Consider the following 12,637-nt stretch of genomic DNA (forward strand, 5'->3'; position numbering starts at 1 on the left):
GTTAAATGACTGATACATTCCCTTTATAAATTAATCTATCTTTTTTCCGATATCTGCAATCGTACGCAATGAAAGAGAGAAATTAAAGTTTTGCAAGGGTGCTTTCCTGCCTGGATTCGTTACCTGTTGATAACCGAATGTTAACCCGAAACATTCATCCATATAACTCAAGCTAATTCCTCGCTTTATAAATGTACCAGATACTAAATCATAACCGGCGTTGCTATTAATGGACCAATAATCTGCCAATTTAAGTCCTGTTTGAAAAGAAATTTCTTGGCGCTCTTGAGAATATTCATAATCTGGTTGCTTTGCGATATAGGCATATTGTAGAGCCGCCCAAAAATTTTGCCATTTTTGTGATGCTTCGATTTCACTACGGCGGATTTTTCCTGTTTTTTTGTCAAAGCGTCCACGCGTTTCTAAGGAAAAACCACTTTTATGGGTTGTACCAAACATTGCAACATAGTCTGAACGTTTTGCCTCTAAGCTAGAATGAGTACCGACATTGATAAAGTCCTTTTCTGCAAAAGAATTCTTTCCTGCTAGATGAAAGGATTGTCCAATGAGACCATAAAGAGACCAATTATCATTAAGGCTTCCAGAGTATCTTAGACCTATATTGGCTCTTGTGCCACCTTCTACACGATCATAACCAGAAAATTTATCCCGTTGAAAGAGAGTAGTTGCATCAAATACAAAGCTTTGAGCATCTTCATTAGGAATTTGTCCGATATATTGTTCATTATTGCGTATGAAAATTTGTGCGGTTGGTTCTATGATATGTGTAGAATGATCAGCTGTAATGAGAAAGGGATAGCGTAGTTCTAACCCTGCTGTTGCCATGCCACGAATTGCTGAACCACGAACTTCGGATAACACAGTGTTTTTTATAGAAGAATCATGATTTTCACGTACATTGGTTGTAATGATATCGGCTCGTAGAGAGAGGAGGGGGGTTAAGATGAGTCCATTGTGCGTGTTGAAGCGCTTTTTCCACTGAAGCTCGTTTGTTAACCGCAAACTATTTCCAGCTATACCAGAAAGTCTTACTATGTTGAGAGAATTTGCGTTCTTGTCGGGTGAACTGAAATCAGCATGACGACGATAAATTGATTGCATATTACTATGGAAGGTGAGCTCTCCATTATAAATGGGTTCATCTGGTGTGAAAGTATAATCGATGCGTGGTAGAACCCACGCTTGCCGAGAGTGACGTTCATAATGAGGATCATTCAATATCAAATCTTGAACTTTAAAATGATAAAAACGCATATCAAAATAATTTTGTCCTGCAAGACCATTCAGATAGATCTGAGAAAGTTGTGTAGGATTGTTATAGTTTTCAAGTTTATAGGCACGACTAAAATGCCGATCTGACTGTGCAAGAATATCCCATCCATAAGTCCAGTGTGAATTAATACGAAAGTCCCCTTTTGTTGCCAGCATATAACGATTTTTATATTGTGCATCAATTGTATCATTATCAAATTTATGCGGTTTTATTTGATATATATAAGCAAAGCGAATGTTATAACGGCCCGTTTTAAAACGTTGACGCCATTCCCCTTCGGTCAAAAGCCCTTGTTGGGTATAAACCGTAGAAGAAAGTGTGAAATCGTAATGAGGAGCGAGATTCCAGAAATAAGAATTCTTTATCCCCATGCCGAGATCATTGGTATAAAAAAAATGAGGAGTAAGCAGACCGCTAGCACGCCTGACAGTTGGATCATAGATCTCAAAATTTGGAAATTTTATAATCGGTACACCAAAAACTTCAAAACTGCTATTTTCAAACCGAATTTTTTTGACGCTATTATTCCATATGATCTTTCTTGCTTTAATTTTCCATAAGACGTCTCGATCTGGTTTATAAGAGCAAGGTTCACAGGCTGTATAGGTTGCATTTTCAAAGACTGTTATGTGATTGTGTTTGCGTGTAGCATTTTGGGCTGAAAAGTGAACATTGTTGGCTGTATCAATACGTAAGGCGTTTACAAAACCCTCGCCAAGATCTTTGGTCATATCAATTTGGTTGGAATAAATTTTATTACCATCCTTTTGAGTAATTTCAACGTTCCCTTGTGCTATAAGCCGTCCTGTTTTTTGATTGTAAATAATTTTTTGAGCGACAACTTTATTGCCATCATATTCGATTTGGACATTACCGTGTGCAGAAACAGTGTTTTCATCACGATTGTAGATGAGTTCATCCGCAGAGAGCAAAAGAGGAGGTTCCGGATTTTGAATGCGACTTTGAGAAGGAGATTGAAGGCTTTGAGCGTGCGCACAATAAGACAAAGCACCTCCTAAAATAACCCCCACAATACTTTTAAAAGCGAGAGCACTTAATTTTGTTAAAATAGTTTTTTTAAGTGTTAATGCCTTCACTTAGCCATCCTCTTTATGAAGCAAAAAAGAGATTCCTAAGAATAACGCAATAACAACGGGTGTCCAAGCTGCAATAATTGGTGGAATATATCCAGCATTACCAAAAGCTTGGACAAGTACGGAAATAACATAAAGCATAAACCCAGCTATCACGCCACCAAGAATCAACATTCTAGATTGCCCAAAACGTGTAAAATTTAAAGATACAGTTGCTGCAATGAGGGTCATTGCCACAAGCAATGCCGGTAATGCAATCAAAGATTGGAAATACATATCAAAATTATGAGCAGAATAGCCAAATGAACGTGCAATCATAATTTTTTGGGGCAATTGGTAAAATGGAATAGTTGCGGGATTCACTAAACGTTCCGTTAAAAATTCAGGTTTTAGATTGGTTTTTATTTGCAACATGGTAAATTTTTCAGGAGGATGCCCTATTTTATAGATTGTTCCATTTGTTAATAGCCAAAATCCATTAGTCAAAGTTGCTTTTGGGGCATTAATCCAATTTTTAACGGTTGCATTATCATTGTATTGTACAAAGGTTGCATCGAGAAGAGAAAGTCCTTGATCGGAGATAGATTTAGCACCAATGGTTGTTCTGCCTAAATTTGTACGTTGTGTTAACCAGTGGATACTTGTATTGTGAAGAGGTGTTAGTACATTGTGATTGCGCCATTCAGTCATCTTTTTTTCTGCTTGAGAAAATCCCCATGCAGCAAGTGGATTAATAAGAAGAATTGAAAATAATCCTAAAAGAAAAGCTCCAAAACAAGCTGGCATAAGAAATTGCCATGCAGAAACACCGATTGAACGAGTCACCACAAGTTCAAGTTTTTTGTTGAGCGAGATAAGCGTTGCCATTGCAGAAAAGAGTGCAATGAAAGGGATAAGTTGTTGCATGATAAAAGGGATGCGTAAAACAGAGAGGAAAAATGCATCTTTTGCTGTATAATGCGCAAGGGAAGATAGCCTACCGGAATTCTCTGTGAAATCGATTAAAAGAGCAAGAACAAAAATGCTTCCCCAGAAATAACAAGTTATTTTAAGATAACGTATAAAAAAATATCGTCCAAGTGTCCACCCAATCATGATATTTTATCCGAGGAATCTTGAGATTTTCGATGTTCAAATTTGTTCATTATTTTTTGAAAAGCGATTTGAAGTATCTCATTAACTTTTGTGGGAAGCCCAATTTTATGATTCGTTAAAAGCATAAAAAAGACAAATGCACTTGTTCCTATAGGTATAATATAAAGGAAAGGAACGTATGCAAGATCGCTTTTTGCTTTTTCTGCGAAAAAATATCCTATCCAATATACCAGAAAAGAGAGGGCAATTGCCGAGAGATTTGCGGAATGACGAGCTTGTCGATGGGAGCGTACATCCCCTGCCGCTGCTAATGCAATAAGTGAAAAAACAATAGGGTAGAGCCATTGTGTTAATCTGCGGTGAAATTCAGCTTTATATTGGAGTGGTTTTCGTTGATAGTAGGGGTCTTTTGGGTCAGGGTTTTGTAAATAAGAAAGAGACCGATCTTTTGGATAAAGAGTAGGTGTTTTATCACTGGGGATAAACTCTCCTAGGCTAAAAGTATATGAGCTAAATTGCACGATTGAAACACTGTTATTTTGATGATTGACTCTTTCTATTTCACCGTTATTGAGAACCAGAAAACTGCCGTTTTTATTGCTCACAATGGATGCGTCTGTTGCATAATAAAAAAGATCAGTCTTAGGATCACGCTGGTCGGCAATGAAAAGGCGTTCAAGTGTTCCATTTGGATTTCGTTCGCCAATTTCTATGTAAAGGTTATTGGCGAGTTTTTGAAAGCTCCCTTCACTAATGAATAGATTGATAAGATCAAAACGAGCGCTTGCTAGCATTTGTCGCATATGAAGACGCGCTTGAGGAACAACAAAATTAGCTATAGAAAAGGAGATACAGGATGCAACAATAGCAAGAAGAAGGATAGGTTTCCAGACAGTACTTTTAGGAAAACCAGAGGCATTGATGACAGCAAATTCTGAGTCTTGATGCATTGCTGAGAGGATGGTTGTAATTGCGATCACTAATGCAAACGGAATGACCAGAAAAACAACAGAAGGAACCAATGAGAGTGAAAATTGTAAGACTGTGAGGAGTGTTTGTTTACTTGTTGTGAGAAAGTTTATCCGTGCAAGAATTTGTATAGTCCAACTAACGCCCACTGCTGCAATCATGACAGAACTAAACAAAACAAGGACACGTTTCAGGATGTAGAACTCAATAATACGCATAAATTGGGGAAAATCCTCAGTTTTTAATTCGATAGCAAATATTCTTACTGCTTTCGGTTAAAATGTAATAAAGTTTGAAAAAATATCCTTTCATGAATTGGATATTTTTACCAAATAAATAATATAAAATTGCCTATGAGGTCCTCTTTAAATTTTCCGTACATTATATTTTATTTTCAACTATAGTCTACAAAGAATCTAGAAAATAACTTAAAAAACTTTTTTATTAACGTTGAAAATAAAAATTATTGTCTTTTAAAGATACGTGCAAAGAGATAATGCATCTCAATCAAAAAAGAGGGTTTATATCTTGAACCGTTTCCTTTGTATTAGGGGTATAGAAGTTTTTTTAAAAAGATATTAGCTTTTTTATAAAGAATGATGAAGGCTTAAGAGATTGGATATTTTATTCTATCATTTGACGCAGTCAACGCTGAAGGATATTTTGCCGACGCTTGTGGAGCGTGCATTGGCTCGTTTTGGTAAAGTAACAATACAGTGTGTGAGTAAAGAACAACGCGATTCTATAGATATACATTTATGGGTTTATACTGATGAATCATTTATTGGACATGGAACGGAGTGTGATCAATATCCAAACTTTCAGCCTGTATTTCTTACAACAGGACAAGAAAATCCGAATGATTCAAAGATTCGTTTTCTCATAGAGGGAGCTGTTTGTTCGGATATTGATGCTTATCAACGACTTGTCGTGATATTTGATGGTAAAAGTGAAGAGCAGTTGAATCTCGTTCGTGCACAGTGGAAAAAATATAAAATGGAAAATCATAATTTAACGTATTGGCAACAGACTGAAGATCGTCGCTGGGAAAAACAGGTTTAATGCGTCTCGTATCTATTGTTCTGATTTTTATAGGAGTGGTAGGAATAGTAAATCCTGCACTTTTTATTACGGAAGGCTCAGGGGGAGGGCGTTGGGTTTTTATTGTGATTTTTCTTTTAGGCATGTTAAATATATGGACTATAATTAAAAAAACGAAACACCATAATGATGATTATTGATCGAATTTTGCTTGTTTTATGGGCTGTGATGTTGGCCTTCTTTTGCGTTTCATGGTTGGGGACGACGCATATCTTATCAGAAATGTTTGCTGTTTCTTATATAAGCAATATTGCAGATTTTTTATTTTTCTTTTTGAGTGCATTGTTTGCGGGAATATTGTGGTGGAAGATACCTCAACCCATGTCTTTAAAAATGAAACTGGCAGCATTTTCGCTGCCAGTCCTTATTTTATTCTTCGTTATTATATTTTAGTTGGATATTTCATCCTCTGTAAATCCGACGAAGCAAATCAGTGAAATAAAAGAAGCAAAAAGCAAATAGTAGCCGAGATAAGACGTATCGAAATGTTGTACCAGATATTCTGCAATATAAGGTGCAAGAGATGCTCCTACGATAGCAGATAAATTGAAAGTGATAGAAGAACCAGTATAACGAATTGCTGTTGGGTACGGTGAAGCCAAAACAGCACCAAGAGGACTGTATATCATTCCCATGAGAGACAAGCCAATGACAGACATTGCAAGGACTCCCATAACTCCAGAATTTAAGAAATAAGGAATTGCGAAAGAATACATACCGGTGATGATTGTAATCCAAATCATCAAAGTTCTACGTCTAATACGATCAGCGAGTTTCCCAGTGATGACAGTAAAAATTCCACAGAAAACAGCACCGACAATTTCGACTTGAAGAGCTTGATGAAATGGCAATTGCAAATGGTTTGTTGAATAGCTTAACAAATATGTCGTGACCAAGTAAAATAAAACAAAAGTTGCCATACCAGAAAATATTCCAAGAAATAGGATTCGTGGACATTTTAAAAAGACATCTATGATAGGCACTTTGACATGTTCTTTACTTTCAAGAGTTTTTTTGAATTGCACAGTTTCATTGATTGAAAGACGAACCCATAATCCTATAATCATAAAAACAACTGAAGCAATAAAAGGAATGCGCCATCCCCAAGCTAAAAGTTCAGCGCGATCAAGGAAATGCAGCAGACCCAAATAAACAGCAATAGATAAAAACAAACCGATTGAAACGCCCAATTGGGGGAACATCGCATACCAGCCGCGCTTTTCTGGAGGGGCATTTTCTGTTGCGAGCAAAACAGCGCCTCCCCATTCTCCTCCTAATCCCATTCCCTGTCCAATACGGCATAAGGTTAACAGGAAAGGGGCAAACCACCCAGCCATTTCATAAGTAGGAAGAAAACCAATAGTGACTGTTGAAAGTCCCATGGTGAGAAGAGAAGCGATAAGTGTTGCTTTTCTTCCAATTTTATCTCCAAAATGTCCAAAAACAACTGATCCAAAGGGGCGAGCAAAAAAGGCTGCTCCAAAGATCAGGAAAGATTGTAAAATGGCAACCTGATCATTTTGTGTTGGAAAAAACACATGAGGAAATATGAGAGCTGCGGCAGTGCCAAAGACATAGAAATCAAAGAATTCAACTGTTGGGCCAATAAGGCTTGCAAACAAAATGCGACGAGGGGAATTTCTGTTGTTTTTATCTTGCATTTCTAAGTTTGTAGACATGAATAGAATGTCCCTTTCAGTGTATGACAAATCAAATGACGAATTAACTAACTATAGTTATAAAAATTTCAAATCAGTGTCGAGTCAATATTATGACGTTTCCTCTATATTAGAACAATGAGTATAGACTGATGAGCATGAATGAAGTGTTCTATAAATTATATAAATTGAATAGCATAAAGGCATTGCTTTAAATGCTGTAGAAGATGGAAATACGTAGCCATAAACGCTGTTCTCATTCATATTGCTGTTTCCTTTAAAGTTTAATGCTGTTTTTATCTCTTGAGGGATCAGCCTTATTGGTAGATCAGTGTTTATTGCCTCAAAAATATTTTCATGAATGTAATTATAACACTTTTTAGGTGTATCTAAAAAAGAATTAAATCTTTTAGTTGTGCATATATTTTAAAACACATGGTGTATATTTGATCTGTCAGAGCTTAATTTATCGAATGCTTCGTTATCTTAAAAGACATGAGGGTGAGCAACATTGTGTTGTTTTGGTCTGTGCACTTTTTTCTAAATGGGAGAATTTAAATTTAAAATTATGGAGTGTGAATAATGCAACGCAAATTGAAATTAAGTTTTTGTGCACTAATGACCAGTGGTTTTTTTGTCAAGATTGCGAGTGCAGATGGAGTAGCGACACCAAAAGAAAAGCTATTAACACCAGTAGATATCAGTGAACATCTAGAAGAGACAAGAACATCGTTATCAAAAGTGAGGGGATTAAAAGAAAAAAAGGGGGGATCAAAAAGGATAGAGAATAAACAGACAGTAGAAGGAAGTAAGTCTTCAGAAGAGGAAAGGAAGGGATTAGAAAACCTATTCTTTGAAGTTCTCACAAATTCAGTAATAAGCGATGATGCTATTGTCTATATTACTAAACGTGACTCTGAAGGTTCTGAAATAAATAGCTTTAACTATAAAGATGCTGCCTATTCCATTAATAATACGGTTAGAGAGGGGGGAAAACTCTACATTGATGCAGCAAGTGTTAGCAGGGATACAACAATTGAGAGTGGTGGTATTGAATTCGTCCAAAATCTGAGCAGTTCGGAATATGCCACTGTTAAAAAAGGGGGTAAACAAATTGTTGAGAGTGGTGCAAATGCTGAGGGAGCTAAAATCTATGGTGGTGAGCAGATTATTTTTGGTAAGGGGATTCTTGGAGCTGGTTTGTCGCGTAAAGATAAGGAAAGTAGTGCTTATGGCACTGAAATTCATGCTGCAGATGGAGTGCCAGGAATACAAAATGTCTATAGTGGGGGGCTGGCTGTTGACACAAAGATTATGAAAGGCGGTGTCCAGAATCTTGATGGTAAAGAGAATTTTCATAATAGCTTCTCAGAAGATGCTGATACAGCCGATACAGAAGATGAAGATTTTACAATTAATGAAGGGGCTTTTGCACTGAGTACCGAACTTTTTAAAAATGGTATGCAGAATATCTTTGCAGGAGGGAATGCGAGTGAAGTTACTTTATACGATAGAGCTACGCAGAAGATATATGATTCCGGATATGCGGATAATCTAACCATTAATCATCAAGCAAGGTCATGGGTTTTTGCTGGTGCAATATTAGATAAGGATACAAATATTCATGATTTTGGTAGTCTCTATCTTTATGCTGGAAATGGTGAAGCTGTTACGGAAGTAGAAAATCTTAATTTAAATGGAGAAGATAGCAAACTATACATTATTGCTCCTGAAGATAATGACAAAAAACCTCACGTTAATATCCAGAATTTAAAAGGAAATGGGAGAGTTATTTTTACGTCTTTAGGGACTAATAAGCAATACTCAGAGCTTAATATTGATGAGCTTTCAGGTTCTTTACATTTCGATTTTAATGTCAATTTTGCCAAGCAGCTTAGTGATTATCTTGTCATTAAAAAAAGGAGCTCTGGTTCTCACACAATAAGTGTGGCTGATTCTGGACGTGAAATTACAAATTCTTCTTACAAAAAGCTTAAATTAATTACTGATCGTAGCGGAAATGCTCATTTTACTCTGACAAACACTTTTGGTGAAAAAATCGGAACTGTTGATGCCGGAACCTATCGGTACAGTTTGAAACATAGAAACAATAAGGGTACTGGTAAAATTTGGTACTTAGATGCAAACCACACCATTGATGAGACAACTTCTCAAGTTTTTGATAGTGTATTGAAACCATATACTGGTTCATCAAGTGATTTACTCACAAAACTCACAATTGATCAAGGAACAACTGTTTCTATTGCGGATCCTAGCTTTGACACGAGCAGCAAGGAAGTTGATAGCAATGGAGAAACTTCAATTAGTAATACAGTTAAAGATGGTGGAAAGCTTTCCGTTTATAGCGGTGGTTTTAGCTTGTATACGACAATTCAAAGAGGCGGTACTGAGATTATTAAAACACAGGGTCTTTCGCAGGATACTATTGTTTATAAAGGGGGGCAACAAAAGGTTAAAGAGGGGGGAAAAGCTGAAGGAGCTAAAATTTACGGTGGTGAGCAGTTTGTTTCAGGAAAGTCTGAGATCAAGGGTGCGATGGTGAGGAGCAGCGCCCATGACACTATCGTTTCTGGTGAGAATGGAGTGCGAGGATATCAGAATGTGTATGATGATGGAGAGGTTTTTAACACACAGATCATGGAAGGCGGGATACAAAATCTTTATGGAGAAGAGGATCTAAACGAGTATAGCAGCTTTGCCTTTGATACGAAGGTCTTTTCTGGTGGACAGCAACATGTTTTAGCGGGAGGAATCGCGATTGGCGTTCTTTTAGAAGGGACTGCTTTTCAGGAAATAGATTTAGGAGGTTATGTAAAAGATTTAACCGTTAAGGATCAAGCACAATCGTGGTTACATTATGGTGCAACATTAGAAGGGAACACCATGATTCATGATTCTGGACGGATTTATCTTTATGCTGGTACTGAGCGATCTCGTACTGAAGTAGAAAAAATTGTTTTAAATGACAAAGATACCACATTATACTCTATTGCTTCCAAGATGGACGGTGAAAGCTCTTTGATTGAGGATTTAAGCGGGAATGGACACGTTATTTTTACTTCTACCGTGTTTAATCCACATTATTCTAAACTTGAGGTTGGTAATCTTTCAGGTAATTTACATTTTAGGTTTAATACTAATTTTGTAGAACAGCGCGGTGATTATCTTCTGATAAAAAAAGGAGCAGGTAATCACACCATAAGCGTTATCGATTCTGGTGTTGAAATTACCAATTCTCTTCTACAAAATCAGAACTTAATTTTGGAGCTTGATTTAATTCATGATCAAAGCGGAAATGCGCATTTTACTCTGATAGATTTTTGGGGTGAAGAGATAGCTACTGTTGATAATGGAGTCTACATGTACGCTCTCAAGAAAAAAGATCATAACGGTGGAAAGATTTGGTCTTTATCGACACCATCTATGCCAGAAAAAAATTTTTCTCCTATCTTTCCTCCATCTCATATGGAGTTGCCTATAGCTGAATCTTTTGAGCAAGAAAAGTATGGTTCTCCTTTGGAAGATTCTATAGCCAATTCTTATAAAGGTGATTTCAGTTTTTATGCAGAGGATTTCATTACTGGTACACGTGAAAAAATTTTGCAAAGCTCCGTGCTCGGTGCCAATAGCATAGTTTATATTGCTGGTGATGGAGAAATGGATGATTTTAAATTATCCATTAATAATACAGTTCCGGAAACTGCAACACTCTATGTTGAGACTGGTGGTTTTAGTAAGAATACAACCATTGAAAATGGTGGTGTTGAGATTGTAGGGGAACAAGGGATTTCAGAATTTACGATTATTTACGAGGGTGGAAAACAAAGAGTGGAGGGAGGAGGAACCGCATTGAGAGCTGAAATTTATGGTGGGGAGCAGCTTGTTTTCGGAGATGGTTATGTAAATGGTGGAATTGTGGGGAGCAGCGCTTATAACACGACACTTTATGGTCAAGGTGATACGCCAGGACAGCAGAATGTATATGATGATGGGATGGCTGTGGGAACAAAAGTGATGAGTGGAGGAATACAAACTCTTGCTAAGTGGTTCGCAGATGATGATGATTTTATACAAAAGAGTGGTGGTTTAGCTGTGAATACTGAGGTTTTCGCGGGTGGTGTACAGCGGGTATTAGCAGGGGGAGAGGTGAACATTGTGACTTTACACCGCCATGCTGCTCAAGAAGTTCATGCTGGTAGCATTGTAAAAAATCTAACAATTAAAGAAGGAGCCAATTCATGGATTTTTGCTGGTGCGGTGTTGGAAGGAAAAATAAAGATTCATGATTTGGGACAAGTCCATCTTTATGCTGGAAATAATAGCTTTTATACTGAATACAAAAATTATCACACAACAGTAGACGATATTAATTTAGAGGGAGAAAACGCTAAATTATACTCTATTTCTAATGGATATGGAAACACAGAAACTTATATTAAGAAGCTGAGCGGTGTGGGAAATATTATTTTTACTTCTACAGAATCCGATTTACATTACTCTAAGCTTTATATTGATAATCTTTTGGGGAGTCTACATTTCGATTTTAATGTCAGCCTTGCAGAAGGAGAAGGTGATTATCTCTTTATCAAAAATGGCCGTGGTTCTCACACAATAAATATTTTAGATTCCGGTATTGAAATTGTTGATCCTTCTTCAACAGAACTTGATTTAATTGTTGATCAAAGTGGAGGCGCACATTTTACCCTGAGAAGCTTTTCTGGTGCAAATGTTAAAACTATTGATGGCGGAACCTATACGTATGGTTTAAAACAGAGAATTGATGAGGATGGGGGCGAAAAAGTTTGGTATTTATCTGCAGTATTTATTGATAATGTTTCATTTCTCAACAGTTTACCACGTAGTAGAAGCAGATCTGTGCGGCATTTAAATCAAAATCAATCGGTTTCTTCTCTTTCAACGATTGCAGCACCACAAGCGCATGTTATTAAATTGCCACGTCGAAGAGAGAACTGCCAAAACTTAAGGCAAAAATCTCAGGCTTCTGTATCTCCAACTGTTTTCTCTCTTGGAAATCACGTTATTGAAGTTTTAGGTTCAGGAAGTTCTCATCCTCTTTCTGATGAAAAACAACAAACTGCTGTTTCAGAATCTTCTCACTCTTTAGCCGATCAAATGATTGTGCGTCCAGTTCATAAAGAACAACCTTCTTCACAATTAAGCGAGACGTTTTCAGTTTCTCACTTTTTGACCACTCCCTCTACAGATGCGGTATTGTCTATGTCTGTGGCTCCAGTGATGGTTTTTCACAATGAAATGCAAACCGTACGTGCGGGAAGAGGAGTTCTAGATAAAAGTAAAAAGAATGCAGCTTTATGGACCTATGCGATTAAATCTAAAGAGAGCATTGCGACAGAGCATATAGATTTTAAACTGGATCAGACCGG

At 37.0% G+C, this 12,637-nt stretch carries 8 protein-coding genes; 4 read left to right on the forward strand and 4 right to left on the reverse strand.

The window, feature by feature from the left end:
• Positions 1 to 30 precede the first annotated feature (30 nt).
• The 3 genes from ACFIN0_RS02060 to lptF are packed head-to-tail and all read right to left on the reverse strand — an operon-like array spanning position 31 to position 4,670.
• Complete coding sequence (locus ACFIN0_RS02060) at positions 31 to 2,391, reverse strand: LPS-assembly protein LptD (protein WP_375701806.1); 2,361 nt, start codon at positions 2,389 to 2,391, stop codon at positions 31 to 33.
• Complete coding sequence (gene lptG, locus ACFIN0_RS02065) at positions 2,392 to 3,483, reverse strand: LPS export ABC transporter permease LptG (RefSeq protein ID WP_375610168.1); 1,092 nt, start codon at positions 3,481 to 3,483, stop codon at positions 2,392 to 2,394.
• Positions 3,480 to 4,670 (reverse strand): LPS export ABC transporter permease LptF, encoded by a 1,191-nt coding sequence (gene lptF / locus ACFIN0_RS02070; RefSeq protein ID WP_375610169.1) that lies wholly within the window; start codon positions 4,668 to 4,670, stop codon positions 3,480 to 3,482. Before lptF ends, lptG begins: the two co-directional genes overlap by 4 nt.
• Before the next feature lie 397 nt (positions 4,671 to 5,067).
• Between lptF and ACFIN0_RS02075 the strand changes: the two genes are divergently transcribed.
• The 3 genes from ACFIN0_RS02075 to ACFIN0_RS02085 are packed head-to-tail and all read left to right on the forward strand — an operon-like array spanning position 5,068 to position 5,946.
• Entirely contained in the window at positions 5,068 to 5,514 is a 447-nt protein-coding gene (locus ACFIN0_RS02075) for a DNA polymerase III subunit chi (RefSeq protein WP_375687351.1), read from the forward strand.
• Positions 5,514 to 5,693 carry a hypothetical protein gene (locus ACFIN0_RS02080; protein ID WP_375701807.1) on the forward strand — a complete coding sequence of 60 codons (180 nt, stop codon included), beginning with the start codon at positions 5,514 to 5,516 and terminating at the stop codon, positions 5,691 to 5,693. The genes ACFIN0_RS02075 and ACFIN0_RS02080 overlap by 1 nt, the downstream gene beginning before the upstream one ends.
• The gene (locus ACFIN0_RS02085; RefSeq protein ID WP_375606467.1) at positions 5,683 to 5,946 is read left to right on the forward strand and encodes a hypothetical protein; all 264 of its coding nucleotides are present in this window, start codon (positions 5,683 to 5,685) and stop codon (positions 5,944 to 5,946) included. The genes ACFIN0_RS02080 and ACFIN0_RS02085 overlap by 11 nt, the downstream gene beginning before the upstream one ends.
• Here the strand turns inward: ACFIN0_RS02085 and ACFIN0_RS02090 are convergent.
• Positions 5,943 to 7,232: an MFS transporter gene (locus ACFIN0_RS02090; RefSeq protein ID WP_375610171.1), complete on the reverse strand. Its 1,290-nt coding sequence runs from the start codon at positions 7,230 to 7,232 to the stop codon at positions 5,943 to 5,945. The two genes, ACFIN0_RS02085 and ACFIN0_RS02090, sit on opposite strands and share 4 nt — an antisense overlap.
• 561 nt (positions 7,233 to 7,793) lie before the next feature.
• Here ACFIN0_RS02090 and ACFIN0_RS02095 point away from each other — a divergent pair.
• On the forward strand, positions 7,794 to 12,637 hold a 4,844-nt coding region (locus ACFIN0_RS02095), incomplete at its 3' end, for a pertactin-like passenger domain-containing protein (protein ID WP_375701808.1).

It is taken from the genome of Bartonella sp. AA89HNZF (assembly GCF_042196905.1).
Lineage (GTDB): Bacteria > Pseudomonadota > Alphaproteobacteria > Rhizobiales > Rhizobiaceae > Bartonella.

Bases quoted from the DNA above. Each gene is read 5' to 3' on its own strand.
- lptG (WP_375610168.1), bottom strand. From the start codon at position 3,483: ATGATTGGGTGGACACTTGGACGATATTTTTTTATACGTTATCTTAAA.
- lptF (WP_375610169.1), bottom strand. From the start codon at position 4,670: ATGCGTATTATTGAGTTCTACATCCTGAAACGTGTCCTTGTTTTGTTT.
- ACFIN0_RS02080 (WP_375701807.1), top strand. From the start codon at position 5,514: ATGCGTCTCGTATCTATTGTTCTGATTTTTATAGGAGTGGTAGGAATA.
- ACFIN0_RS02085 (WP_375606467.1), top strand. From the start codon at position 5,683: ATGATTATTGATCGAATTTTGCTTGTTTTATGGGCTGTGATGTTGGCC.
- ACFIN0_RS02090 (WP_375610171.1), bottom strand. From the start codon at position 7,232: ATGTCTACAAACTTAGAAATGCAAGATAAAAACAACAGAAATTCCCCT.